Source organism: Pseudomonas idahonensis, from assembly GCF_037903935.1.
Lineage (GTDB): Bacteria > Pseudomonadota > Gammaproteobacteria > Pseudomonadales > Pseudomonadaceae > Aquipseudomonas > Aquipseudomonas danubii.
Map to the genome: position 1 here is coordinate 2,870,249 of NZ_CP149586.1, position 24,887 is coordinate 2,895,135.

General features: G+C 64.6%; 20 protein-coding genes. 12 read left to right on the top strand and 8 right to left on the bottom strand.

Going from position 1 to position 24,887, the window contains the following annotated elements:
- Window positions 1-323 precede the first annotated feature (323 nt).
- The 8 genes from WIN67_RS13140 to WIN67_RS13175 all read left to right on the top strand — a co-directional run bounded on the left by WIN67_RS13140 (window position 324) and on the right by WIN67_RS13175 (window position 9,317).
- Window positions 324-1,532, top strand: coding sequence for an EAL domain-containing response regulator (locus WIN67_RS13140; RefSeq protein WP_339071419.1), 1,209 nt, complete (start codon window positions 324-326; stop codon window positions 1,530-1,532).
- Window positions 1,533-1,622: 90 nt separating this feature from the next.
- Window positions 1,623-2,123 (top strand): AAA family ATPase, encoded by a 501-nt coding sequence (locus tag WIN67_RS13145; protein WP_339071420.1) that lies wholly within the window; start codon window positions 1,623-1,625, stop codon window positions 2,121-2,123.
- Between the two features lie 492 nt (window positions 2,124-2,615).
- Window positions 2,616-4,025, top strand: a complete 1,410-nt coding sequence (locus WIN67_RS13150; protein WP_102879803.1) for a circularly permuted type 2 ATP-grasp protein — start codon at window positions 2,616-2,618, stop codon at window positions 4,023-4,025.
- Between the two features lie 3 nt (window positions 4,026-4,028).
- Window positions 4,029-4,979 carry an alpha-E domain-containing protein gene (locus WIN67_RS13155; protein ID WP_110653446.1) on the top strand — a complete coding sequence of 317 codons (951 nt, stop codon included), beginning with the start codon at window positions 4,029-4,031 and terminating at the stop codon, window positions 4,977-4,979.
- Window positions 4,976-5,773, top strand: a complete 798-nt coding sequence (locus WIN67_RS13160; RefSeq protein WP_102879802.1) for a transglutaminase family protein — start codon at window positions 4,976-4,978, stop codon at window positions 5,771-5,773. The genes WIN67_RS13155 and WIN67_RS13160 overlap by 4 nt, the downstream gene beginning before the upstream one ends.
- Window positions 5,774-5,955: 182 nt before the next feature.
- Window positions 5,956-7,122 (top strand): DUF1624 domain-containing protein, encoded by a 1,167-nt coding sequence (locus tag WIN67_RS13165; protein WP_339071421.1) that lies wholly within the window; start codon window positions 5,956-5,958, stop codon window positions 7,120-7,122.
- Window positions 7,123-7,263: 141 nt separating this feature from the next.
- Entirely contained in the window at window positions 7,264-8,484 is a 1,221-nt protein-coding gene (locus WIN67_RS13170; RefSeq protein ID WP_110595764.1) for a putative DNA modification/repair radical SAM protein, read from the top strand.
- Window positions 8,481-9,317 (top strand): TIGR03915 family putative DNA repair protein, encoded by an 837-nt coding sequence (locus WIN67_RS13175; protein ID WP_102879799.1) that lies wholly within the window; start codon window positions 8,481-8,483, stop codon window positions 9,315-9,317. The genes WIN67_RS13170 and WIN67_RS13175 overlap by 4 nt, the downstream gene beginning before the upstream one ends.
- A gap of 51 nt (window positions 9,318-9,368) precedes the next feature.
- On the opposite strand, the gene WIN67_RS13180 is transcribed toward WIN67_RS13175, so the two are convergent.
- From WIN67_RS13180 to WIN67_RS13200, 5 genes are all read right to left on the bottom strand, one after another.
- Window positions 9,369-10,388: a branched-chain amino acid aminotransferase gene (locus WIN67_RS13180; RefSeq protein ID WP_015635266.1), complete on the bottom strand. Its 1,020-nt coding sequence runs from the start codon at window positions 10,386-10,388 to the stop codon at window positions 9,369-9,371.
- A 223-nt stretch (window positions 10,389-10,611) separates the two neighbouring features.
- Window positions 10,612-12,003 (bottom strand): dihydrolipoyl dehydrogenase, encoded by a 1,392-nt coding sequence (lpdA, locus tag WIN67_RS13185; RefSeq protein WP_170003059.1) that lies wholly within the window; start codon window positions 12,001-12,003, stop codon window positions 10,612-10,614.
- 17 nt (window positions 12,004-12,020) lie between these two features.
- Window positions 12,021-13,319 carry a dihydrolipoamide acetyltransferase family protein gene (locus WIN67_RS13190; protein ID WP_047303845.1) on the bottom strand — a complete coding sequence of 433 codons (1,299 nt, stop codon included), beginning with the start codon at window positions 13,317-13,319 and terminating at the stop codon, window positions 12,021-12,023.
- Complete coding sequence (locus WIN67_RS13195; protein WP_047303847.1) at window positions 13,320-14,378, bottom strand: alpha-ketoacid dehydrogenase subunit beta; 1,059 nt, start codon at window positions 14,376-14,378, stop codon at window positions 13,320-13,322.
- A gap of 1 nt (window position 14,379) precedes the next feature.
- Window positions 14,380-15,615 (bottom strand): 3-methyl-2-oxobutanoate dehydrogenase (2-methylpropanoyl-transferring) subunit alpha, encoded by a 1,236-nt coding sequence (locus tag WIN67_RS13200; protein WP_339071422.1) that lies wholly within the window; start codon window positions 15,613-15,615, stop codon window positions 14,380-14,382.
- 196 nt (window positions 15,616-15,811) lie between these two features.
- On the opposite strand from WIN67_RS13200, the gene bkdR reads away from it, so the two are divergent.
- Window positions 15,812-16,300, top strand: coding sequence for a Bkd operon transcriptional regulator BkdR (gene bkdR / locus WIN67_RS13205; RefSeq protein ID WP_060838848.1), 489 nt, complete (start codon window positions 15,812-15,814; stop codon window positions 16,298-16,300).
- A gap of 3 nt (window positions 16,301-16,303) precedes the next feature.
- Here bkdR and WIN67_RS13210 read toward each other — a convergent pair whose 3' ends face one another.
- Together WIN67_RS13210 and WIN67_RS13215 are read right to left on the bottom strand one after the other, a co-directional pair.
- Window positions 16,304-17,506: an HD-GYP domain-containing protein gene (locus tag WIN67_RS13210; protein WP_339071423.1), complete on the bottom strand. Its 1,203-nt coding sequence runs from the start codon at window positions 17,504-17,506 to the stop codon at window positions 16,304-16,306.
- 133 nt (window positions 17,507-17,639) lie between these two features.
- On the bottom strand, window positions 17,640-19,262 hold the full coding sequence (locus WIN67_RS13215; protein ID WP_339071424.1) for a methyl-accepting chemotaxis protein: 1,623 nt from the start codon (window positions 19,260-19,262) through the stop codon (window positions 17,640-17,642).
- Window positions 19,263-19,506: 244 nt separating this feature from the next.
- Between WIN67_RS13215 and WIN67_RS13220 the strand changes: the two genes are divergently transcribed.
- A complete protein-coding gene (locus WIN67_RS13220; protein WP_102879794.1) occupies window positions 19,507-20,991 on the top strand; it encodes a DASS family sodium-coupled anion symporter in 1,485 nt (494 codons plus the stop codon).
- A gap of 6 nt (window positions 20,992-20,997) precedes the next feature.
- Here WIN67_RS13220 and dapF read toward each other — a convergent pair whose 3' ends face one another.
- Entirely contained in the window at window positions 20,998-21,792 is a 795-nt protein-coding gene (dapF, locus tag WIN67_RS13225; RefSeq protein ID WP_273906562.1) for a diaminopimelate epimerase, read from the bottom strand.
- A gap of 217 nt (window positions 21,793-22,009) precedes the next feature.
- Here dapF and WIN67_RS13230 point away from each other — a divergent pair, with 217 nt between their 5' ends.
- Window positions 22,010-23,665, top strand: coding sequence for an MFS transporter (locus tag WIN67_RS13230; protein WP_339071425.1), 1,656 nt, complete (start codon window positions 22,010-22,012; stop codon window positions 23,663-23,665).
- Window positions 23,662-24,792: an HlyD family secretion protein gene (locus WIN67_RS13235; RefSeq protein ID WP_115582244.1), complete on the top strand. Its 1,131-nt coding sequence runs from the start codon at window positions 23,662-23,664 to the stop codon at window positions 24,790-24,792. Before WIN67_RS13230 ends, WIN67_RS13235 begins: the two co-directional genes overlap by 4 nt.
- Window positions 24,793-24,887 lie beyond the last annotated feature (95 nt).

Here is a 24,887-nt window from a genome sequence, read left to right on the forward strand (position 1 = left end):
GAAGAACGGCACAAGGATGAGTCGAGGAGGAACTGGGCTGGCTGAGTTGACCGCCGCACAAGGGCTGATCGTCAATGCTGGATATCAATATAGATCAAGGATGAGCGCGAAACGGGCCTATTTTCCTGAGTTGCTCGGGCTTGGGCAAGCCCGTCGAGGCTGGCGGACCGAAGGTAGGGGCTTTGTCTTGACCCGCGTTCGGTTGGCGATACGCTTGTGTCTATCTGCACCCTTGCGATACTTCTGTCGGTTAGCGCCACAGAAGGTGCCAAGCGATCCGTTATCGGGCCCCTCGGCAGTCGCCGCTCACCCTGGAGCCGCGCGTGAATACCCTGAAAATATTGGTGCTTGAAGACCATCCGGTGCAGCAACTGCTGGCCCTGGAGCAGTTGCGACGCCTGGATGTAGCTCAGCCATTGGCGGCGTCCGATGGGGACAGTGCCCTGAACCTGCTGCGTGAGCACGGTGCGGCGGACATCGTGCTCTGCGACTTGCAGATGTCGGGCATGGACGGCCTGGAGTTCTTGCGGCGGGCCAGTGAGGAGCAATTGGTGCGGGCCGTGATTCTCTACAGCCTGATTGAGTCCGATCTGCGTCGCGCCGTGTTGCAGATGATCAGCCTGCATGGGTTGATCGTCCTGGGGGACGTGGGCAAGCCGGCGGACCTGGAAGCCCTGCAGGCGATGCTCGAACTGTATCAGCAGCGCCATCAGCAACAGGTTCCGGCGCCGTCCCGGCACTTCGCCCCGGTGAGCCTTGAAGACCTGCAGCGGGGGGTCGAGCAGGGCCAGTTCGTCGCCTACTACCAGCCCAAGTTCGACCTGCGCCACGCCAGTTGCTGTGGCGCCGAAGTGCTGATGCGTTGGTGCCATCCCGAGCGCGGGGTCCTGGCGCCGGCGGCCTTTCTCGATGAGCTGGAGGCCGCAGGCCTGCTGGACGAGGTTCTCCATCAGCAGCTTGACCAGAGCATGGCCCTGCAGCGCCGACTGCTGGACCAGGGTGAAGAACTGGAGCTGGCGTTCAACCTGATGCCCCGACAACTGGCCAGCGGAGACATCGTCAGGCACATCCGCCAGGCCATCGACCGGCATCAGGTTCCGCCGCGGTTGCTGACGTTCGAAATCACCGAGGTGGGCCTGGTGCAGGCGCCGGCCATCAGCCTGGAAAACCTGGTGCGCCTGCGGATGATGGAGTGCAACCTGGCCATCGACGACTTCGGCGCCGGCTACTCCTCCTTGCAGCGCCTGTGCGAACTGCCGTTCAACCAGATCAAGCTCGATGCGCATTTTGTCCGTGAACTGGTGCGTCAGCCACGCTGTCGCGCGGTGGTCGGTGCCTCCCTGGCCTTAGCCAGCAACCTGGAAATGTGCCTGGTGGTGGAGGGGGTGGAAACCCAGCTCGAACGGCGCCTGCTGCTGGAAATAGGCTGCGTCATGGCCCAGGGGTACTGGTACGCCCGGCCGATGTCGGAAAGCGCACTGTTGTCCTGGCCGCGAAGCATCCCGGCCGAGCAACCTGCAGTGTTTCCCTGACACTGCTCTGCGGTGTTGGAGGGTCCCTCGCTGGACGTCGACGGCGATTGCGTTGAAGCTTGCCCTCCAACGTTCCAGCCAGGGCCATGCATGCTCATCGTATTCAGCGGATTGCCGGGCTCCGGCAAGACCACCATCGCTCGCACCCTGGCTCCCCACTTGGGAGCCACCTACCTGCGTATCGACAGCATCGAGCAGGGCCTGCGCGATGCCGGCCTGCCAGAGGTCGGCAAGGCCGGTTACCAGATCGCCCTGCAACTGGCCGAGGCCAATCTGGCCCTGGGCAACCCGGTGCTGGCCGACTGCGTCAATCCCGTGGCCGAAAGTCGCCAGGCCTGGAGCGATCTGGCGCAGCGACTGGGAGTGCTCCTGCTGGATGTCGAGGTGATCTGTTCCGACCACCGGGAACATCGACGGCGGGTCGAGACCCGGCAGGTGGATGTGCCGGGGCTGCAGGCGCCCAGTTGGCAGTCGGTACTCGATCACGACTACCAGGCCTGGGCGGAGTCGCCCTTGCGCCTGGACAGTGCGAGCCTGTCGCCGCAGCAGGCGGTGGCGCTGATCCTGGCTCGGTTGCCGGTGCGCAGCTGACGGCCGACCGGCCAATCCTCGCTGTGGCCAGTCAATGCCTTGAACCTCGATGGTGCGCTGGCGGTCAGTGTTCAGGGGCCGCTGCTGGCCAGTGCACGCCATATTGCCGGCAAAGCTCCCGATAACGGGGCAAAAAAATCCTCCCTGGGGCTTTGTGCACCGATTCAGCCCGCAACCGTTTGCCATGACTTGGGCAGGGTCCCCATGGGCGTCCCCAAGACCGCTTCCTGGCGGGGATGTATGTCTCTTTTATGAATGTATTTGTCGCTATTTGTGGGGTTTTTCAGACCATATGCCGCAGTAGCCGTGGTTTGGGCATTTGCGGCATAGCCTTTGCTACCGCTCTGTGAAGCGGGCGGCAGGGGCCGTTCGACCGTGGGCCCAGGAGGTGCTCGCACACAGGGGAACTATCATCCCTTCTAGGTTAAAGCCGGGTCACGCACACACAGGGTTCAAATAAAAAGCCGTTCATATCACGGCAAGGAGTTGGCTATGTCCCGCGCTTTTTTCGATGAAATGTACGCTGCCAGCGGCACCTGTCGACCACACTACGAAGCGTTCGCCCGTTGGCTGGCGGACACGCCCCTGGAGCTGCTGGACCAGCGTCGGCGTGAAGCCGACCTGTTGTTCCACCGCGCCGGTATCACCTTCACCCTGTACGGCGACGAACAGGGCACTGAACGCCTGATTCCCTTCGACATCATTCCCCGCAGCATCAAGGCCAGCGAGTGGCGCACGGTGGAGCGCGGCTGCGTGCAGCGGGTCCAGGCGCTGAACCTGTTCCTGGCGGATATCTATCACGGCCAGCGGATCATCAAGGAAGGCATCATTCCCGCCGAGCAGGTGCTGGCCAACGAAGGCTATCAGGTGGCCATGCAGGGCCTGGACCTGCACCGGGGCACCTACGCCCATATCGCCGGGGTCGATCTGGTGCGCGACGGCGATGGCAGCTACTACGTGCTGGAGGACAACCTGCGCACCCCCAGCGGCGTGAGCTACATGCTTGAAGACCGCAAGATGATGATGCGTCTGTTTCCCGAGTTGTTTGCCGCCCAGCGCATTGCCCCCATCGATCATTATCCCAACCTGTTGCTGGACACCCTGAAGAGCTCCAGCCCCCTGGACAACCCGACGGTGGTGGTGCTGACCCCGGGACGTTTCAACAGTGCCTATTTCGAGCACGCGTTCCTCGCCCGGGAAATGGGCGTGGAACTGGTGGAAGGCGCCGACCTGTTCGTGCGTGACGACCGGGTGTTCATGCGCACCACGGCCGGCGCCCAGGCGGTGGACGTGATCTACCGTCGGCTGGACGATGCCTACCTCGATCCGCTGTCATTCAATCCGGACTCCATGCTCGGGGTGCCCGGGCTGATCGCCGCCTATCGCTGCGGCAACGTGGTGCTGGCCAACGCCGTGGGCACCGGGGTCGCCGACGACAAGTCGATCTATCCCTATGTGGACGCAATGATCCGCTTCTACCTGAGCGAAGAACCGATCCTCAAGAACGTGCCCACCTGGCAGTGCCGCAAGCCCGCCGAGCTGTCCCATGTGCTGGCCAACCTGCCGGACCTGGTGGTCAAGGAAACCCAGGGCTCCGGCGGCTACGGCATGCTGGTAGGGCCGGCGGCCACCGCAGCCGAGATCGAAGAATTCCGCACCCGCCTCAAGGCTCGCCCCGAGGCTTACATCGCCCAGCCGACCCTGTCCCTGTCCACCTGCCCGACTTTTGTCGAAAGCGGCATCGCCCCGCGGCACATCGACCTGCGGCCGTTCGTACTCTCCGGCCGGGAAACCCGCCTGGTGCCCGGCGGCCTGACCCGCGTGGCGCTGCGCGAAGGCTCGCTGGTGGTGAACTCGTCCCAGGGCGGCGGCACCAAAGACACCTGGGTAGTGGAGGACTGAACCATGCTCTCAAGAACCGCTGCGGACCTGTACTGGATGTCCCGCTACCTGGAGCGCGCCGAGAACCTGGCACGCATGCTCGAGGTCAGTTATTCGCTGTCGCTGATGCCCCAGGCCGGGCGCGGTGACGGCCATGCCGAGCTGGCCATGTCGTTGCTGGCGGCCGGCACCCTCGATGACTACAACCAGCGCTACGGTGAACTGAACACCGAGCGCATGCTGCACTTTTTCGCCCTCGACGAGACCAACCCGGGGAGCATCTACTGCTGCCTGCGGGCGGCCCGCAGCAATGCTCACGCGGTGCGCGGGCGGATCACCGCGGACATGTGGGAGAACATCAACGCCACCTGGCTGGAGATGCGCAACATCGCCCGCAACGGCCTGGGGCGCTACGGCATCAGCCAGTTCTGCGAGTGGGTCAAGGAGCGTTCGCACCTGTTCCGCGGTGCCACCGCCGGCACCATCATGCGCAACGACGCCTATCGCTTCATTCGCCTGGGGACCTTTATCGAGCGCGCCGACAACACCCTGCGCCTGCTCGACGCACGCTATGAAATGTTCGGCGAGGAGTCCGAGGAAGTCAGCGATAACTCGGCCCGGGGCTATTACCAGTGGAGCGCCTTGCTCCGTGCCTTGTCGTCCTTCGAAGCGTTCAACGAGATCTACCGCAATGCCCCGGGGGCCGAGCAGGTGTCCGAGATGCTGCTGTTGCGCGCCGATGTACCGCGCTCCCTGCATGCCTGCGTCGAGGAGCTGGACCAGCTCCTGGCCACCTTGCCGGGGGACAACGGACGCCCGGCCCAGCGCCTGGCCGCCGAACTGAACGCGCGCCTGCGCTATACCGGGATCAACGAGATTCTCGATTCCGGCCTGCACCAGTGGCTGACCGATTGCATCGCTCAGATCCGCCACCTGGGGCAGACCGTGCATGAGTCCTATCTGGAGGTGGTATGAAACTGTCCATTCGTCACGACACGACCTACAGCTACGCCGATGAAGTCTGCACCAGCATCCAGTTCCTGCGGTTGACGCCCCAGGACAGCCAGCGCCAGCAGGTCCTCCAATGGCACCTGGAGCTGCCACGGCAGGTGCGCGCCCAGCGCGACCCCTACGGCAACATCCTGCATGTCATGACCCTCGACGAGCCCCATGGCGCCATTGTCCTCACGGCCTTTGGCGAAGTGCAGATCGATGGCACGCGGGAAGTGGAGGGCGACAGCCAGTCGCCGCTGCCGTTCCTGCGTTGCAGCCACCTGAGCAAGGCGGACTCGGCCCTCTGCGACTTTGCCCGGCGCCATTGCGGCGAGCGCCGTGACCGCGCCGCGCTGATCGAGCTGATGCAGGCCCTGGCCGAGCACATGCCCTACAGCCCGGGCGCCACCGGGGTTGGCAGTACTGCGGCCGAAGCTTTTGCCGGCGGTGCCGGGGTCTGCCAGGACCATACCCACGCGTTCCTGGCCTGCGCCCGCAGCCTGGGGATTCCCGCGCGCTACGTCTCCGGCTACCTGTGCACCGAGGACGCCAGCCACCTGGCCAGCCATGCCTGGGCCGAAGCCTGGCTCGACGACGGCTGGTACAGCTTCGACGTGACCAATCGCCTGGCGCGACCCGAGCGTCACCTGAAACTGGCGGTGGGCCTGGACTACCTGGATGCCTGCCCGGTGCGCGGCATGCGTCGCGGGGGAGGGGCCGAACAGATGCAGGCTCGGGTCCAGGTCAGTTCCATGGTGCAGTTCCAGCATCAGTAACGCCGCGCAGCGTCGCCGCCCATGCCCTGGCCGGGCGCGGCGCTACGGGTCGATTGTTGCCTGGGGCCGTGACCACAGCTAAGGAGTTTTGGATAGACAGGCAGATGTTATAAAATAACGGCCGATTTGCCGGGCGCGAGACCGGCACCGTCCCTTTGAACCTGACGCTGCGATCCCTCCTTATGAGTTCTTTACCCAACCCTCCCGCGAGCTTCGGCACCCGGCTGCTGAGTATCGATGCCCTGCGCGGCCTGGTGATGCTGTTCATGCTACTGGACCATGTGCGGGAAACCTTCTTCCTGCACCGGCAGGTGAGCGATCCCATGGACGTGGCCACCACCGAGCCCGGGCTATTTGTCAGCCGCACCCTGGCACACCTGTGCGCGCCGGTGTTTGTCCTGCTGACCGGGCTTTCGGCTTACCTGTTTGCCCAGAAGCACGGCCATCGGGCCGAGGCCAGCGCTTTCCTGTTCAAGCGTGGGTTGTTCCTGGTGGTGCTGGAGCTGACCCTGGTGAACTTCGCCTGGACCGGGCAGCTTCCGCCGACGCTGATCTATCTGCAGGTGATCTGGGTCATCGGCCTGAGCATGCTGGCGTTGTCGGGCCTGTTGTGGCTGCCTCGGGCGCTGTTGTTGGGCCTGAGCCTGCTGCTGATCGGCGGGCACAATCTGCTGGATGGGCTGCATTTCGCCCCGGGCGAGGCGCTGCACGTGCCTTGGGCGATCCTGCATGATCGCGGCTGGATCGAATGGGGCGAAGGGCTGCGTCTGCGGACCTCTTATCCGCTGCTGCCATGGATCGGCGTGATCGGCCTGGGTTATGCCCTGGGGCCCTGGTTCGCCCGCGAAGCCGAGGCCGCTCAGCGACAGCAGCGTCTGTTGCGATGGGGGCTGGCGGCGCTGGTGGGGTTCATCGTGCTGCGGCTGCTTAACGGCTATGGCGAGCGGCCCTGGGTCAGTGGCGAGACCTGGGTGCAAACCCTGATGAGCTTTTTCAACATCACCAAATACCCGCCGTCGCTGCTGTTCATCGCCCTGACCCTGGGCGCCGGGCTGCTTCTGCTGCGGGCCCTGGAGCGGCGGCAGGACAGCGGTTTGATCCGGGTGCTCGGCGTATTTGGCGCGGCGCCGATGTTCTTCTACCTGTTGCACTTGTATGTGCTCAAGGGCCTGTATCTGCTGGCCGTGGCGCTGCTGGGGCGCAATCAAGGGGCCTATTTTGGCTTCGACTCGCTGGGCTGGCTGTGGCTGATCACATTGCTTCTGGCTTTGGTCCTGTACCCGCCGGTGCGGGGCTTCGCCCGACTCAAGGCCCGGCGCCGCGACCTGGCCTGGCTGAAGTACTTCTAAGGGGCCAGTCCCTGGCTGCCTGCGCCGGATTGCTGGCGCAGGCAGGGCAATCAGCGTTTTTTTGCCGGCGCCGATAAACACCGCTTGAACGGCATGGGGCACTCTCTGTACTGTATATAAAAACAGTATTCGAGCCTCGCCATGCAACTGATCGACAAGCTGAGCATCCTCGCCGACGCCGCCAAGTACGACGCTTCCTGCGCCAGCAGCGGCGCGCCCAAGCGCAGTTCCGAAGGCAAGAGCGGGTTGGGTTCGAGCAATGGCATGGGCATCTGCCACAGCTATACGCCGGACGGACGCTGCGTCTCGCTGCTCAAGGTGCTGCTGACCAATTTCTGCCTCTACGACTGCCAGTACTGCGTCAACCGCCGCTCCAGCGATGTGCCCCGGGCCCGTTTCAGCCCCGAGGAAGTGGTGCGCCTGACCCTGGATTTCTACCGGCGCAATTGCGTCAGCGGGCTGTTCCTCAGCTCCGGGATCATCCGCTCGGCGGACTACACCATGGAGCAACTGGTGCAGGTGGCCAGGCTGTTACGTGAAGAGCACGAGTTCCGCGGCTACATCCACCTCAAGACCATTCCCGACGCCGACCCGCTGCTGATCGAGCAAGCCGGGCGCTATGCCGACCGCCTCAGCGTCAATGTCGAGCTGCCCACTGACCAGGGCCTCAAGACCCTGGCCCCGGAAAAACACCTGGGCTCGATCAAGCAGGCCATGGGCACCATCTATACCGGCGAGCAGACCGTGCTCAACGAGCCCCGGGCGCCGCGTTTCGCCCCGGCCGGGCAGAGCACCCAGATGATCGTCGGCGCCGACGACACCGATGACAGCACCATTCTCCACAGCGCCGAGGCGCTGTACGGCAATTTCCGCCTGCGCCGGGTCTATTACTCGGCGTTCAGCCCGATCCCCAACAGCCCGAAAAGCGTGCCCCTGGCCGCGCCGCCGCTGATGCGCGAGCACCGCCTGTATCAGGCCGACTTCCTGTTGCGCGGCTATGGCTTCAGCGCCAACGAACTCTTCAAGGGGCCGGGGCACCTGGCCCTGGACATCGACCCTAAGCTGGCCTGGGCGCTGGAGAACCGCAACCTGTTTCCCCTGGACCTGAACCGCGCCGAGCCAACCTTGATCGCGCGCATCCCGGGGATCGGCCTGCGTACTACCCAGCGCCTGGTGGAACTGCGTCGCGAGCGGCGCATCCGCTTCGAGGACCTGGCGCGCATGCGCTGTGTGCTGAGCAAGGCCAAGCCGTTCTTCATCACCAGCGACTATCACCCGCAGCAGGCGGAAACCAGCAGCGCGCTGCTCTACCAGCAACTGCGGGACCGGCCGCAACCGCAGCAGATGGGGCTCTGGGGATGATCAGCCTGGACTGCGACGACCTGTTCGACACCTGGCGCCAGCAGGCGCGCTGGCTGCTCAGCCATTCCATCGATCCGAGTCGGGTCAGTTGGGCCGGGACCCGGGAGGCCGACCTCTTTGCCAGCGACGAGAGCTGCCCCGAACAGCCCGGACCGTTTCGCGCGCGCATTCCCCAGGCCCTGCTGGAGCTGTTGCAGCGGGCCGCCTGCTATCGCGGCGAGCAGCGCTGGAGCCTGCTCTACGAGGTGCTGTGGCGGGTCAGCCATGGCGACCGCACGGCCATGCTCAGCGGCGATCAACTGGGCAGCGAGTTGCAGCGGCGGATCAAGCAGGTGGACCGCGAGGCCCATCACCTGCATGCCTTCGTGCGCTTCGTCAGGCTGCCCGAGGGCCGCTCATCCCTGGCCGAGCAACCCGAATACGTGGCCTGGCACGAACCGGCCCACGACATCCTGGCCCAGGCCAGCCGGCACTTCATCGGACGCATGGGGCGCCACCGCTGGATGATCGCCACGCCCCGGGACGGGGTGTATTTCGACGGCGAGCAACTGCACCACCAGCGCCAGTGCCCCGCTGGTTGGCAGCAACTGGCCCAGGCCGGCGACGACCCCGGAGGCGAGCTGTGGCTGGCCTACTACAGCCACATCTTTAACCCGGCGCGGCTCAACCCCAAGGTCATGCAGGGGCATTTGCCGACCCGGTTCTGGAAGCACCTGCCGGAGGGACCGCTGATTCCGGCGCTGATCAGTGAAGCGCGCCACGGCAAGCAGCGCGACGGCCAGGCCAGCCAGGTGGCGGCGCGGCGCGGCAAGCGGATTGGCGGCGGGCAATAAAAAGCCCGCCCCTGGCAGGCAGGGGTGGGCTGGGGTGCAGCAGGGGGCGAATCAGACCTTGACGATCCAGCCCGCTGGCGCTTCCACGTCGCCGGTCTGCACGCCGGTCAGCTCTTTGTAGAGCTTCTGGGTGATCGGGCCGACGTCTTTTTCGCTGTAGAACACGTGCAGCTTGTCCTGGTACTGGATGCCGCCGATCGGCGTGATCACCGCGGCAGTACCGCAGGCACCGGCTTCCTTGAAGTCCGAGAGCTTGTCGATGAACACGTCGCCTTCGACCACTTCCAGGCCCAGGCGGGTCTTGGCCAGCTCGATCAGCGACAGGCGGGTGATACCCGGCAGTACCGATGGCGAGTTGGGGGTGACGAATTTGTCATCGTGGGTGATGCCGAAGAAGTTGGCCGAACCCACTTCCTCGATCTTGCTGTGGGTCAGCGGGTCGAGGTAGATGCAGTCGGCGAAGCTGGCCTTCTTGGCCTGGGAGCCCGGCATCAGGCTGGCGGCGTAGTTGCCACCGACCTTGGCCGCGCCGGTGCCTTGTGGGGCGGCGCGGTCGTAGCTGGAGATCAGGAAGTTGTGCGGAGTCAGGCCGCCCTTGAAGTAGGCGCCGACCGGGATGGCGAAGATCGAGAAGATGAACTCCGGCGCGGTGCGCACGCCGATGTTGTCGCCGACGCCGATCACGAACGGACGCAGGTACAGCGCGCCGCCGGTGCCGTATGGCGGAATGAAACGCTCGTTAGCCTTGACCACGGCCTTGCAGGCTTCGATGAACTGCTCGGTGGACACCTGCGGCATCAGCAGGCGGGCGCAGCTGCGCTGCATGCGCGCGGCGTTCTGGTCCGGACGGAACAGGTTGATCGAGCCGTCCTTGCAGCGGTAGGCCTTGAGGCCTTCGAAGCATTGCTGACCGTAGTGCAGGGCGGTGGAGCCCTCGCTGATGTGCAGCACGTTGTCTTCGGTCAGGGTGCCTGCGTCCCACTCGCCGTTACGCCAGTGCGACAGATAGCGCTTGTCTGTCTTGATGTAGTCAAAACCCAGCTTGTCCCAATTGATGCTTTCGTTACCCATGACACCCTCTATCACTTAACAACCGCCGGAACGGCTTAAGGCTTCTGACGTTTTTTTGGATGGGCACAACAATACTGCATTCCGGGGGCTTACCGCATCCCCGTATTGAACCCTGTAACTGCTGCCGCAGGCTGCGATCTGCCTCGAAGAGGACGTGCTCTTGAGGCCCTCGGAAGGTCCTGCGGACCTTGTCGCAGCCTGCGGCAGCAGCTACAGGTTGTGTTTACAGGTGCAGGGCGTGCCCCAGTGCCCGCAGCGCCGCTTCCTGGACCGCTTCACCCAGGGTCGGGTGGGCGTGGATGGTGCCGCCGATGTCTTCCAGGCGCGCGCCCATTTCCAGGGATTGGCCGAACGCCGTGGACAATTCGGAGACACCGACTCCCACCGCCTGCCAGCCGACAATCAGGTGATTGTCACTTCGGGCCACCACCCGCACGAAACCGCTTTTCGATTCCAGGGTCATGGCCCGGCCATTGGCCGCGAACGGGAAGCTGCTGACGATGCAGTCCAGGCCGGCAGCGCGGGCTTCGTCCGGGGTCTTGCCCACCACCACCAGTTCCGGGTCGGTGAAACACACCGCCGGGATCGCCGCCGGGTTGAACTCGCGGTGCTTGCCGGCGATCAGCTCGGCGACCATCTCGCCTTGGGCCATGGCCCGGTGGGCGAGCATCGGCTCGCCGCTGAGGTCACCGATGGCCCAGACGTTGCGCATGCTGGTCTGGCAGCGGTGGTCGATCTTGATCGCCGCGCCGTTCATGTCCAGGTTCAGGCTTTCCAGGTTCCAGCCCTGGGTGTTGGGTTTGCGACCCACGGCCACCAGCACCTGATCGGTAGCCAGGTTCAGGGTGTCGCCATTGGGCTCGCGCACCTGTAGGCTGCTGCTGGCGGCATCAAAGCCCAGCACGCTGTGCTTGAGGTAGAGCTTGATGCCCAGCTGCTTCACCGATTCCAGCACCGGCTGGGTCAGTTCCGCGTCATAGGCCGGCAAGATGCGTTCCTGGGCCTCGACCACGCTGACCTCGACCCCGAGCTTGCGGTAGGCGATGCCCAGTTCCAGGCCGATGTAGCCGCCGCCGACCACGGTCAGGCGCTTGGGCAAGGTCTTGGGTGCCAGGGCCTCGGTGGAGGAGATGATCGGCCCGCCGATGGGCAGCATCGGCAAATTGACGCTTTTTGAACCAGTGGCCAGCAGCAGGTGCTCGCACTGGATGCGGGTATCGGTGCCTTCGATCTCCACGGTCTTGCCGTCGATGACCTTGGCCCAGCCGTGAATCACCTGGACCTTGTTTTTCTTCAACAGCGCGGCGACCCCGGTGGTCAGGCGGTCGACGATGCCGTCCTTCCATTCCACGCTCTTGCCGATGTTCAAGGTCGGCGCCGCCACTTCGATGCCCAGGGCCGAGCCCTGGCTGTGGTGGCGGGTCTGGTGGAACTGCTCGGCGACATGAATCAGCGCCTTGGACGGGATGCAGCCGATGTTCAGGCAGGTGCCGCCCAGGGACTGGCCTTCCACCAGGATGGTAGAGATGCCCAGCTGGCCGGCACGGATCGCCGCCACGTAACCGCCAGGACCACCGCCGATGATCAGCAGCTGGGTATTGAGAGTCTGTTGCATGCCTGCTCCTCTGATGCTCAGTCCACAAACAGCGTGGCGGGTTGTTCGAGCAGGCCGCGAATGGCCTGGATGAATTGCGCAGCGTCCATGCCATCAACCACCCGGTGATCGAAGGAGCTGGAGAGGTTCATCATCTTGCGGATCACGATCTGGCCCTTGATCACCATCGGCCGTTCGACGATGCGGTTGACCCCGACAATCGCCACTTCCGGCAGGTTCAGCACCGGGGTGCTGACGATCCCGCCCAGGGCGCCGAGGCTGGTGAGGGTGATGGTGGAACCGGACAGTTCATCCCGGGCTGCCTTGCCACTGCGGGCGGCCTTGGCCAGGCGCGAGATTTCCTCGGCGTTGCCCCACAGGCTGCGGGCTTCGGCGTGACGCACCACCGGCACCATCAGGCCGACGTCGCTCTGGGTGGCGACCCCGACATGCACCGCGCCGTGGCGGGTGATGACCTGGGCTTCATCGTCGTAGCGCGCGTTGATCTGCGGGAAGTCGCGCAGGGCCACGACCATGGCCCGTACCAGGAACGGCAGCAGGGTCAGCTTGCCGCGGCTGGCACCGTGTTTTTCATTGAGGTGGATGCGCAGCTCTTCCAGGGCGGTGACGTCCACTTCCTCGACATAGCTGAAGTGTGCGGCGCGGTGCTTGGATTCCTGCATGCGCTGGGCAATCTTGCGGCGCATGCCAATCACCTGGATCTGCTCTTCGTCGTGGCGTTCGGCATAGCCTGTGCCCGGCGCCGAGTAGCCCTTGAGCGGCTGGCTGTCCTGGGCCAGGTAGGCCTCCAGGTCTTGGTGCAGGATGCGCCCGGCGGGGCCGCTGCCCTGCACCAGACGCAGCTGGATGCCCAGGTCCAGGGCGTGCTTGCGCACGGCTGGCGAGGCCAGGGGGCGTTCGTCGGCCTGGCGCGCCACCGGCGCCTGGGGAGCAGGGCGGCAGGCGGCTTGGCTGGCGACGGCTTGTTCCACCTTCGGTGCTTCGACCACTGGCGCGGCAGCCGGCTTATTAATAGCTGCCGGCGCTTGTTGCGCCGGCGCGGCGGCCTGGGCGGATTCCTTGAGGTTGCCCGCGCCTTCGACTTCGATGCTGATGAGGATGCTGCCCACCGCCATCACTTCACCGGGTTCGCCGCCCAGGGAAATGACCGTGCCGTGCACTGGCGAGGGAATGTCCACCATCGCCTTGTCGGTCATCACGTCCGCCAGGACCTGGTCTTCCACCACCTGGTCGCCGACTTTTACGTGCCACTGCGCCAGTTCCACTTCCGCGATGCCTTCGCCGATGTCCGGCATCTTGATAACGTGCGTGCCCATTCAGACCTCCATGACCCGTTGCAGCGCCGCGCCCACTCGGGACGGCCCTGGGAAATATGCCCACTCCTGCGCGTGGGGATACGGGGTATCCCAACCGGTGACGCGCTCGATCGGGGCTTCCAGGTGGTGGAAGCAGTGTTCCTGCACCAGCGACACCAGCTCGGCGCCGAAACCGCAGGTGCGGGTAGCTTCGTGTACTACCACGCAACGGCCGGTCTTCTTCACCGACTTGACGATGGTGTCCAGGTCCAGCGGCCACAGGCTGCGCAGGTCGATGACCTCGGCGTCGATGCCGGTTTCCTCGGCCGCCACTTGCGACACATAGACGGTGGTGCCGTAGGTGAGGACGGTGACGTCCTTGCCTGGGCGGGCAATGGCTGCCACATCCAGCGGCACCTTGTAGTAGCCGTCCGGCACCTGGGCCGCCGGGTGTTTCGACCAGGGTGTTACCGGGCGGTCGTGGTGGCCATCGAACGGGCCGTTGTACAGGCGCTTGGGTTCGAGAAAGATCACCGGGTCATCGTTTTCGATGGAGGCGATCAGCAGGCCCTTGGCGTCGTAGGGGTTGGACGGCATCACGGTGCGCAGGCCGCACACCTGGGTGAACATCGCCTCGATGCTCTGGCTGTGGGTCTGGCCACCGTAGATGCCGCCACCGCAGGGCATGCGCAGGGTCATGGGCGCGGTGAACTGGCCGGCGGAGCGATAACGCAGGCGCGCGGCTTCGGAAATGATCTGGTCCGAGGCTGGGTAGACGTAGTCGGCGAACTGGATTTCCGCCACCGGGCGCAGGCCGTAGGCGCCCATGCCGATGGCCGCGCCGACGATGCCACTTTCCGAGATCGGTGCGTCGAACACCCGCGAGGTGCCGTACTTGGCCTGCAGGCCCTCGGTGCAGCGGAACACGCCGCCGAAGTAACCGACGTCCTGGCCGAACACCACCACGTTGTCGTCACGCTCGAGCATCACATCCATGGCCGAGCGCAGGGCCTGGATCATGGTCATGGTGGTGGTGGTCATGGCGGTTTCCAGCTGGATATTGTTGTTGTGATCGTTCATGTCAGACCCCCAGTTCCTGGCGTTGACGTTTCAGGTGCTCGGGCATGTCCTTGTAGACGTCCTCGAACATGGTCGCGGCGCTGGGAATCTGGCCGCCGGCGAGGGTGCCGTACTGCTCGGCTTCCTTCTGCGCGGCGATGACCTGGGCTTCGAGCTCGGCACTGACTGTGGCGTGTTCCTCTTCGGACCACTGGCCGATCTTGATCAGGTGCTGCTTGAGACGGGCAATCGGATCGCCCAGGGGGAAGTGGCTCCAGTCGTCGGCCGGACGGTACTTCGACGGGTCGTCGGAAGTGGAGTGCGGGCCGGCGCGGTAGGTGACCCACTCGATCAGGGTCGGCCCGAGATTGCGCCGGGCGCGTTCGGCGGCCCAGCGCGAGGCGGCGTAGACCGCGATGAAATCGTTGCCGTCGACCCGCAGGGAAGCGATGCCGCAGCCCACGCCGCGTCCGGCGAAGGTGGTGGCTTCACCGCCGGCAATGGCCTGGAAGGTGGAGATTGCCCACTGGTTGTTGACCACGTTGAGGATCACCGGCGCGCGATACACGTGGGCGAAGGTCAGGGCGGTGTGGAAGTCCGATTCGGCGGTGGCGCCGTCGCCGATCCAGGCCGAGGCGATCTTGGTATCGCCCTTGATGGCCGAGGCCATGCCCCAGCCCACGCCCTGCACGAACTGGGTCGCCAGGTTGCCGGAGATGGTGAAGAACCCGGATTCCTTCACCGAGTACATGATTGGCAGCTGGCGTCCCTTGAGCGGATCGCGCTCGTTGGACAGCAGTTGGCAGATCATTTCCACCAGCGGCACTTCCCGGGCCATCAGGATGCTTTGCTGGCGGTAGGTGGGGAAGCACATGTCGTCGATGTTCAGGGCCAGGGCCTGGGCGCTGCCGATGGCTTCTTCGCCCAGGCTCTGCATGTAGAAGGACATCTTCTTCTGGCGCTGGGCGACCACCATGCGGTTGTCGAAGATCCGCGTCTTGAGCATGGCGCGCATGCCCTTGCGCAGGATCTCCAGCGGCACGTCGTCGGCCCAGTCGCCCAGGGCGTTGCTCTGATCGTCGAGCACACGGATCAGGCCGCGGGCCAGGTCGGCGCAGTCGGCAGGTTCGATATCGATGGGAGGTTTGCGAGCCAGGCCGGCGTCGTTCAGACGCAGGTAGGTGAAGTCGGTCTTGCAGCCGGGACGGCCCGAGGGTTCGGGAACGTGCAGGCGTAGCGGTGCATACGCTGTGGTCATGGCTTTCTACGCTCGATCTTGTGGATTTCTTGTAATTGGGCGCGCTAGCTGACAGTCATTCCCTGGGTAAGGGAAATCTTGTCCTACAAACATCATAGGCCGGGCGTAGAAGAATATTTATCTCTGTTTCATTGCGCTGGAAGTTATTTGCAGATAAAAAATCTGCATAAACATAAAAAACAGGTTGTTTTGTCTCATGCGCAAACTGGATCGTACCGACATCGGCATTCTCAACAGTCTTCAGGAGAATGCTCGCATCACCAACGCCGACCTCGCCCGTTCGGTGAACCTTTCGCCCACGCCGTGCTTCAACCGGGTCAAGGCCATGGAGGAGCTGGGGTTGATCCGCGAGCAGGTGACCCTGCTGGATGCCGACCTCTTGGGGCTGCACGTCAACGTGTTCATTCACGTCAGCCTGGAGAAGCAGGTGGAAGAGGCCTTGCAGCACTTCGAAGAGGCCATCGCCGACCGCCCGGAGGTCATGGAGTGCTACCTGATGGCCGGCGACCCGGACTACCTGATCCGCGTGCTGGTGCCCACCATCCAGTCCCTGGAACGCTTCATGATGGACTTTCTGACCAAGGTGCCCGGGGTGGCCAATATCCGCTCCAGCTTCGCCCTCAAGCAGGTGCGCTACAAGACCGCGCTGCCACTGCCGGCCAACGGCCTGACCCTGGGCACCTGAGGGTCAGTCGGGGACTCCGCTCCAGAGCCGATCCAGGTTCTTGAACTCCCAGTCTTCCGGGGCTTCGCGAGCGACGATGCGATCCTGGCCGTGGATCTTGGCCAGGTCGACCACGTTCTGTTCCAGGGGCAGGTTGGAGCGGGTGGAGAAGAACACCCGGACCTTGGGCGTCAGCAACGACTTGGGGTTTTGTTCGATCACCACCGCCAGGCGCCCGCTCTCCAGGCGCACCAGGGCCCCAACGGGGTAGATGCCCACGCTCTTGACGAAGGCCTGGAACACCCGCTGATCGAAATGACCTTTCCAGGTGGACATGCGCTGGATCGCTTCGGCCGGGTCCCAGCCACGGTTGTAGGGCCGATTGGAGGTCACCGCGTCGTACACATCGCAGACCGCGCCCATCTGGGCGAACAGGCTGATCTGGTTGCCGGCCAGGCGGTGCGGATAGCCGGAGCCGTCGGCCTTTTCGTGGTGATGCAGGCACACATCCAGAACCAGCGCATCCACATCGGGGCTTTGACGCAGGATCGCGCCACCGGCTTCGGGGTGCAGCTTGACCCGTTCGAACTCAGTGTCCGAGAGCTTTTGCGGCTTGTTGAGAATGCTGTCGGGGATGGTCAGCTTGCCCACGTCATGCAGCAATCCGGCAATGCCTGCCAGGCGGATATAGTCCTCCGACAAGCCCAATTGCCGCGCGGTGGCCAGCATCAGCGCACAGACCGCCACTGAATGCATGTAGGTGTAGTCATCGGCGTTCTTGAGCCGCGCCAGACTGATCAGCGCATCGGGATGACGCAGCAGCGACTGGCCGATCTGCAGCACCAGATCCTCGGCTTGCTGCATCTCCAGGGCCTGGCCCATGCGCACTTCCTGGAACATCGCCGTCACCGCCTTGCGCGAGTAGGCGCAGAGCTTTAGGGCGCGCTGCACTTCCTCATCCATGCTGGCCCGGGGCGTGGCAGCGGTGGCCGGCTGTGCGGTCGGCGGCAGGTCCGGCGTGGTGGTTGCACGGGCCTCGGGCAGGTCGCCACCTTTGCTGGTGTCGATCCACAGGCTGCTGAGGTTGGAGCTTCGCAGGCGTTGCAGGTCGGCATGGCTGTCAAGAACAAAGCCGGCCTTCCAGAAAGAGTGGTCCAGCCAGGAGCCACAGAACTGATGGATGTACATGCCCATCTGCAACTGATGGATCGAAATCAGTTTCAGCATCAACAACACTCCCTTTCAGGCCGTCGGCCATTGCCGGCCATCTGGCTCCTACAGATCAGTGTAGGAGCCAGATGGCCGGCTAACAGCGCCAGCGCTTTTCTCTACCTGACGTCTTACCGGGCCTTGGCCCGTCTCACAGGGAGAAGCGTGCCACCAGTTTGTTCAGACTCGCCGCCAGGGACGACAGTTCACTGCTGGCAATGGACGTCTGGCTGGCGGCGGACGAGCTTTGCAGCGACAAGTCGCGGATGCTCATCAGGTTCTGGTCCACCGAGCGCGCCACCTGGGCCTGTTCCTCCGAGGCGGTGGCGATCATCAGGTTGCGTTCGTTGATCTCGCTGATGGCCTGGGCGATATGGCCGATGGCGGCGCCGGCCTCGTGGGCGATGGCCAGGGTCTGGCTGGCATCCTCGCTGCTTTGCTGCATGGACAGCATGGCCTTGCTCGAACCGTTCTGGACGCCCTGGATCATCTGCTCGATCTCTTGGGTCGAGAGCTGGGTACGGTGGGCCAGGGCCCGCACTTCATCGGCCACTACAGCAAAGCCGCGGCCTTGCTCGCCGGCCCGAGCGGCCTCGATGGCGGCGTTGAGGGCCAGCAGGTTGGTCTGCTCGGCAATGGCGCGGATCACGTCCAGGACCTTGCTGATGTCCTGGGCCTGCTGGGCCAGGCCGGCCATTTCCACCCGGGTGTTTTCCACGGTGCCGGTGAGCTTCTCGATGGAGTGGATGGTCTGCTCGACCCGCTCCTTGCCCAGCCCGGCGGAGCGCTCGGATTCCTGGGTCGACTGCGAGGCGGACACCGCGTTGCGCGCCACTTCCTCCACCGCGGCGGTCATTTCGTTGACCGCGGTGGCGGCCTGATCGGTCTCCATGCTCTGTTGCTGGATGCCAGCGTTGGACTCGCGGGTAATGGCGCTCATTTCCTCGGCGGCGGAGGCCAGCTGGGTCGAGGAATCGGCAATTTGGCGGATGGTCGACTTCAGGTTGTCGAGCATGGACTGGGTGGATTTCTGCAGGTCGGTGAGTTCGTCCTGGCCGCTGACTTCCACCTGGGTTCGCAGGTCGCCCTCGGCGATTTTGCGCGTGGTGGCCAGCAGCGATTGCACTGGGCGGGTGATGCTGCGGGTGAACAGGGTGGCGATGAGCACGGTCAGGACAATCGCCAGGACGATGATCAGCGAGGTCAGGGTCAGGCCACTGTCGAACTGATGGTCGGCCAGGGTCGCCGAGTGCGCGGCACCGCTCTCGTTGATCGCGATCAGGGCTTCGATGGCGCTTTGCAAGGCATTGGCCAGGGGCACCGTGACCTGATTGATGTAGTCACTGTTCTGCTGCGCGGTGTTGGTCTTGCTGGCATCGATCAGCACCGCCAGCTTGTCCAGGTAGTCCTGGGCGCCGCGCTTGACCTGATCAAAGGCGGTTTTCTCTTCGGCGCTGGACACCAGTGGCTCGTAGTCCTTGATGGCCTGGGCCAGGGTGGCTTTCAGGCTACCCAGCTTGTCCAGGGATGCGCCTTTCTGGGCTTCGCTTTCAGTGGCGTAGTGCAGGGCCTCCAGGCGCACACGCAAGGTGGAAGATTCGATTTTCGTGGCTTGCCTGACGCTGGGCAGCCAATTGCTTCGCAGGTCCAGTGCAGCGTCGTGAATCTGTCCCATTCTCCACAGCGCCAGTCCCCCCAGACCGACCACTAGCACACAGATAGCGCCAAAACTCAGGAGCGCCCTGGACGTCAGTTTCAAGTTTCTTGTCACCATACAGGCACCTTGCAGGTTGGAGTGATACCGCCAATTGCTTTTCGACTCCTTGTCGCCCTGATAGCACTGTGACTCTAAAAAGATGAAAAATCTGTAGGGATGTAAAAATATTTCTTTGCGTCCAGCGGGCTTCAACCTAGCGTCGCCGCAAGGGCGGGCAACCCCGCGGCTTGACCTTTATCAACGCGCTTTTGGCGGTTTTGTAGCAAGCTTGGCGCCTCTCCAATTGCAAAGGAAAAGGCCCATGACTACGCCTCTGACAACGGCGCCCGCGGCCAAGGCAGTACTACCGATTGGATTGCTGATCGCCGTGCTGGCCATGATCGGTGTGCTGTTTCTGCCACTGCCCGCCGACCTGCCGGTGGCCGGCCAGCGGATGCTGGCGATCCTCGCTTTCGCGGTGGTGGTGTGGATCAGCGAAGCGGTGTCCTACGAGGCCAGCGCGATCATGATCACCGCACTGATGGCGTTCCTGATCGGCACCGCGCCGACCCTGCAGGACCCGACCCAGGTCTATGGCAGCTCGGCGGCCATCAGTCTGGCGCTGACCGGGTTCTCCAATTCGGCCCTGGCCCTGGTGGCCGGTGCCTTGTTCATCGCCGCCGCCATGACCCACACCGGCCTCGACCGGCGCATCGCCCTGGTGACCCTGACCCGGGTCGGCACCAGCACCCGGCGCATCCTCATCGGTGCCATTGCCGTGACCATCCTGCTCAGCCTGCTGGTGCCCAGCGCCACGGCCCGCAGTGCCTGCGTGGTGCCGATCATGATGGGGGTGATCGCCGCGTTCGGCGTCGACAAGCGCTCCAATATCGCCGCCGGGCTGATGATCGTGGTGGCCCAGGGCACCAGCATCTGGAACGTCGGCATCCAGACCGCCGCGGCGCAGAACTTGCTGACCGTGGGCTTCATGGACAAGATGCTCGGCCAGCGCGTGGCCTGGCTCGACTGGCTGATCGCCGGGGCGCCCTGGGCGCTGATCATGTCCCTGGTGCTGCTGTGGCTGGTGCTGAAACTGCTGCCGCCGGAAACCGACAGCATCCCCGGCGGCAAGGAAGCGGTGGCCCAGTCCCTGGTGGACATCGGGCCCATGACCGGGCCGCAGAAGCGCCTGCTGGCGGTGTCGCTGCTGCTGCTTTTGGCTTGGTCCACCGAAGGCAAGCTGCACCCCTTCGACACCACGACCACCACCTACGCCGGGCTGGTGATCCTGCTGCTGCCGCGCATCGGCATCATGACTTGGAAGGACGTGCAGTCGCGCATTCCCTGGGGCACGGTGATCGTCTTCGGGGTCGGCATCAGCCTCGGTTCGGCGCTGCTCAGCACCCAGGCCGGGCAATGGCTGGGCGGGCAGGTGGTGGCCCACACCGGCCTGGACCAGGTCGGGCCTTTGGCGGTGTTCGCGATTCTCGCGGCGTTCCTGATCCTCATTCATCTGGGGTTCGCCAGTGCCACGGCCCTGACCTCGGCCTTGCTGCCGATCCTGATTGCCGTGCTGCAAACCCTGCCGGGCGAGTTCAGCCGCCTGGGCATGACCATGCTCCTGGGCTTTGTCGTCAGCTACGGTTTCATCCTGCCGATCAACGCGCCGCAGAACATGGTCTGCCTGGGTACCGAGACCTTCAACGCCCGGCAGTTCGCCAAGGTCGGGCTGCTGGTGACGCTGATCGGCTACCTGTTGATGCTGGTGTTCGCCATGACCTGGTGGAAGTGGCTGGGCTGGATGTAGAGCCCTTCACAGTGACCCGCTGAACACCCGGGTCACGCTACCGGCCAGGCGCACCTTGCCCTGGCCGTCCCAGCTCACCGTCACCGGCCCGCCGTCGCACAGCACCTGCACCGGGCTGTCGAGCAAGCCGCGACGGATGCCATTGACCGCCGCCGCGCAGGAACAGGAACCGGAGCCCAGGGGGATGGCGCCATGGCGCTCCCAGATGCGCAGGCGGATGGTCTGGCGGTCGATCACCTGGATGAAGTGCACATTGGTCTTGTGTGGAAACAGCGGGTCGCTCTCGATCCTGGGACCCAGGGCGGCAACGTCCAGTTGCTCCAGATCGTCGACGAAAAAACTGCAATGGGGGTTGCCCATGCTGCATGCCGCCGGTGTTCCTGGCAGCGGCAGGTGCAGGCTGTCCAGCTCTCGGGCCAGGGGGACGTCCCGCCAGTCGAACGATGGTCGGCCCATTTCCACGGACACCGACTGATCCTCAAGACGCAGGCAGTGCTGCAGGCCGCGGGCGGTTGTCAGCTGCACCGAGGTGGCACCGCTTTCCTCCATCAGCAGGTCGGCGGCGCCGCGGGTGGCGCTGCCGCAGGTGTCCAGGCTGGAACCATCGGCGTTGAAGAAGGTCAGTTGCGCCGCACTCTCGTGGCAATCGCCGAGCACCACCAACTGATTGAAACCAATGCCGCGTCGGCGATCGCCCAGGGCCCGGGCCCGTTCGGCAGTGATCGGGTTGTCGCGGCCACGGGCATCGATCAGCACGAAGTCGTCGCCATTGGCGTGCATCTTGACAAAGTTCAGCGGCATGCGAGCTCCGATGGGCGAGGGCAGGCGGCGCCCGCTTCGACGGGCGCCAGCGAGGGCAGGATTGCGAAAAAACGCCACCGGCGCCAGCGCCTTAAAATAAAATTCATCCTGCAAGCCTGGGCATTGCCTGGACGGCGGGATTTTCCGGCACACTGCCGGAGCACCGCGAACAGCGCCAACCGCTGCAGCAGCGACCGGCACAGCACAAGGTCACGGCATGGATCATTACGCCCCGCGCAACTGGCAGCCCCACGAAAAGCCCAGCTTGCCCGGTTCCCCCTCGACACCGCTGCACCCCGCCCACAAGCGCCTGGCCTATGCCCTGGTGGGCTTGCTGGTGGCGATCACCGGCGGCCTGGGCAACTCGCTGGTGATCGCCAACCTGCCGTACCTGCAAGGCGCGCTGGGGGCGACCACCGCGGAAATGGCCTGGCTGCCGGCCGCCTACGTGATGACCAATGTGTCGATGAACCTGCTGCTGGTGAAGTTTCGCCAGCAGTTCGGCCTGCGCGCCTTCACCGAAGTGTTCCTGGTGCTTTATGCCCTGGTGACCTTCGGCCACCTGTTCGTCAACGACCTGAGTTCGGCCATCGCCGTGCGTGCGGCCCATGGCATGGTCGGCGCCGCGCTGAGCTCCTTGGGCCTGTACTACATGGTCCAGGCCTTCCCGGCGAAATGGCGGCTCAAGGCCCTGGTGCTGGGGCTGGGCACCTCGCAGCTGGCCTTGCCCCTGGCCCGGCTGTTTTCCGAGGACCTGCTGCAGATCGCCGAATGGCGCGGCCTGTACCTGTTCGAACTGGGCCTGGCGCTGACCTCCCTGGGCTGCGTGTTCCTGCTCAAGCTGCCGCCGGGGGACCGTTTTCGCACCTTCGAGAAACTCGACTTCCTGACCTTCGCTTTGCTGGCTACAGGCGTTGCCCTGCTGTGCGCGGTGCTATCGCTGGGGCGCATCGACTGGTGGCTGGAAGCGCCGTGGATCGGCTACGCCAGTGCCGGCTCCATCGTGCTGATCCTGGCCGGGCTGTGCATCGAACATAACCGCAGCAACCCGATGCTGATGACCCGCTGGCTAGGCAGCGGGGCGATGATCCGCCTGGCCCTGGCGGTGATCCTGATTCGCATGGTGCTGTCGGAACAGTCCACCGGCGCCGTGGGCTTTCTCCAGGCGTTGAACATGAGCAGCGAGCAGATGCGCCTGCTCTACGGGGTGATGCTGCTGGGCAGCATCGCCGGGCTGGCCACCAGCGCGCTGACCATCAACCCGGCGCATCTGCTGATGCCGCTGGTCATTTCCCTGGCGCTGATGGCCGTGGGCTCGGTGATGGACAGTTTCTCCAGCAACCTCACGCGCCCGGCCAACATGTACCTCAGCCAGTTCCTCCTGGCCTTTGGCAGCACCTTCTTTCTCGGCCCGACCATGGTCCTGGGCACCCGCAATGTGCTGACCAACCCGCGCAATCTGGTCAGCTTCTCGGTGCTGTTCGGCATCTGCCAGAACCTCGGCGGGCTGATCGGCTCAGCCTTGCTCGGCACCTTCCAGATCGTGCGCGAGAAGTACCACTCCAGCCACATCGTCGAGCAACTGACCCTGCTCGATCCCCAGGTCCTGGCCCGGGTGCAGAGCGGCGCGGCGGCCTACGGCAAGGTCATCGCCGACCCGGACCTGCGCACCCTGCAAGGCATTCGCAGCCTGGCCAGTGCGGCCACCCGCGAGGCCAACGTGCTGGCTTATAACGATGTATTCATGCTGATCGCGGTGATTGCCGTACTCACCATGCTCTGGATATTCATCCGCAGCCTGTGGCTGATGAGCACGACCCGAGCGGTCGCGCCCGCGGCTCCCGTTCAACAAAGTGGTGCCCCAACTTCATGAGCGAAACCGTCAACCCCACCACCAATGCCATCGCCTCGACTCCCGAGCCCAACGGCCCGCCGAGTCTTCCGGCGACCGAGCCGCGCCCGCTGGCGGTGCGCATCCTCTCGTCCCTGGGCTTTGCCGCCATCGCCATCGTCGGTGTGCTGATCGTGCTCTATGCCTGGCAGCTGCCGCCGTTTTCCAGCGCCATCGAAAGCACCGAGAACGCCCTGGTGCGCGGGCAGGTGACCATCATCGGCCCGCAGCTCAGCGGCTATGTGTTCGAGGTGCCGGTGCAGGACTTCCAGCAGGTCAAGGCCGGCGATCTGCTGGTGCGCCTCGACGACCGCATCTATCGCCAGCGCCTGGACCAGTCCCTGGCGCAACTGGCGGTGCAGAAGGCAGCCCTGGCCAATGCCCTGCAGCAACGCAACAGTGCCGAAGCCACGATCAAGCTGCGCCAGGCCGCACTGGTTGACAGCCAGGCCCAGGCGCGCAAGAGCGCGGCCGACCTGCAACGCAACCAGGCACTGATTGCCGACGGTTCGGTGTCCCAGCGTGAGCTGGACGTGACCCGCGCGGCCAATGCCCAGACCGTCGCCGCCGTGGCCCAGGCCCAGGCGCAACTGGACATCGCCCGTCAGGACCTGCAGACGGTGATCGTCAACCGCGGCTCCCTGGAAGCGGCGGTGGCCAGCGCCGAAGCTGCGGTGGAGCTGGCGCGCATCGACCTGTCCAACACCCGCATCCTCGCGCCCCGCGACGGGCAACTGGGGCAGATCGGCGTGCGCCTGGGGGCCTACGTCAACTCCGGCGCCCAGCTCATGGCCCTGGTGCCGAACCAACTGTGGGTGATGGCCAACATGAAGGAAACCCAGATGGACAATGTGCGGGTCGGGCAGCCGGTGAGTTTTACCGTGGACGCCCTGAACCACCGCACCTTCAGTGGCAAGGTGCAGCGGATTTCCCCGGCCACCGGTTCCGAATTCGCCTTGTTGCAGGCCGACAACGCCACCGGCAACTTCGTCAAGATTGCCCAGCGCGTCCCGGTGCGGATCAGCGTCGACCCGGATCAGCCAGAGCTTGAGCGCCTGCGCCCCGGATTGTCGGTGGTGGTCAGCATCGACACCTCCGTCACGCCTTGAACCCTCTCGCCGCGGATCCTCTGTAGCCGCTGCCGCAGGCTGCGACCGGCTGCGCAGCAGACGCCAAGGATGGCGCCCCACCGCAATGCTCAAGA

Excerpts from the sequence above, each read along its gene's own strand:
- WIN67_RS13175 (WP_102879799.1), top strand. The coding sequence starts at position 8,481 with ATGATCAGCCTGGACTGCGACGACCTGTTCGACACCTGGCGCCAGCAG.
- WIN67_RS13230 (WP_339071425.1), top strand. The coding sequence starts at position 22,010 with ATGGATCATTACGCCCCGCGCAACTGGCAGCCCCACGAAAAGCCCAGC.
- WIN67_RS13155 (WP_110653446.1), top strand. The coding sequence starts at position 4,029 with ATGCTCTCAAGAACCGCTGCGGACCTGTACTGGATGTCCCGCTACCTG.
- WIN67_RS13215 (WP_339071424.1), bottom strand. The coding sequence starts at position 19,262 with ATGGTGACAAGAAACTTGAAACTGACGTCCAGGGCGCTCCTGAGTTTT.
- WIN67_RS13170 (WP_110595764.1), top strand. The coding sequence starts at position 7,264 with ATGCAACTGATCGACAAGCTGAGCATCCTCGCCGACGCCGCCAAGTAC.
- WIN67_RS13210 (WP_339071423.1), bottom strand. The coding sequence starts at position 17,506 with ATGCTGAAACTGATTTCGATCCATCAGTTGCAGATGGGCATGTACATC.
- WIN67_RS13160 (WP_102879802.1), top strand. The coding sequence starts at position 4,976 with ATGAAACTGTCCATTCGTCACGACACGACCTACAGCTACGCCGATGAA.
- WIN67_RS13195 (WP_047303847.1), bottom strand. The coding sequence starts at position 14,378 with ATGAACGATCACAACAACAATATCCAGCTGGAAACCGCCATGACCACC.
- WIN67_RS13145 (WP_339071420.1), top strand. The coding sequence starts at position 1,623 with ATGCTCATCGTATTCAGCGGATTGCCGGGCTCCGGCAAGACCACCATC.
- WIN67_RS13200 (WP_339071422.1), bottom strand. The coding sequence starts at position 15,615 with ATGACCACAGCGTATGCACCGCTACGCCTGCACGTTCCCGAACCCTCG.
- WIN67_RS13235 (WP_115582244.1), top strand. The coding sequence starts at position 23,662 with ATGAGCGAAACCGTCAACCCCACCACCAATGCCATCGCCTCGACTCCC.
- WIN67_RS13220 (WP_102879794.1), top strand. The coding sequence starts at position 19,507 with ATGACTACGCCTCTGACAACGGCGCCCGCGGCCAAGGCAGTACTACCG.
- dapF (WP_273906562.1), bottom strand. The coding sequence starts at position 21,792 with ATGCCGCTGAACTTTGTCAAGATGCACGCCAATGGCGACGACTTCGTG.
- bkdR (WP_060838848.1), top strand. The coding sequence starts at position 15,812 with ATGCGCAAACTGGATCGTACCGACATCGGCATTCTCAACAGTCTTCAG.
- WIN67_RS13180 (WP_015635266.1), bottom strand. The coding sequence starts at position 10,388 with ATGGGTAACGAAAGCATCAATTGGGACAAGCTGGGTTTTGACTACATC.
- lpdA (WP_170003059.1), bottom strand. The coding sequence starts at position 12,003 with ATGCAACAGACTCTCAATACCCAGCTGCTGATCATCGGCGGTGGTCCT.
- WIN67_RS13190 (WP_047303845.1), bottom strand. The coding sequence starts at position 13,319 with ATGGGCACGCACGTTATCAAGATGCCGGACATCGGCGAAGGCATCGCG.
- WIN67_RS13150 (WP_102879803.1), top strand. The coding sequence starts at position 2,616 with ATGTCCCGCGCTTTTTTCGATGAAATGTACGCTGCCAGCGGCACCTGT.
- WIN67_RS13165 (WP_339071421.1), top strand. The coding sequence starts at position 5,956 with ATGAGTTCTTTACCCAACCCTCCCGCGAGCTTCGGCACCCGGCTGCTG.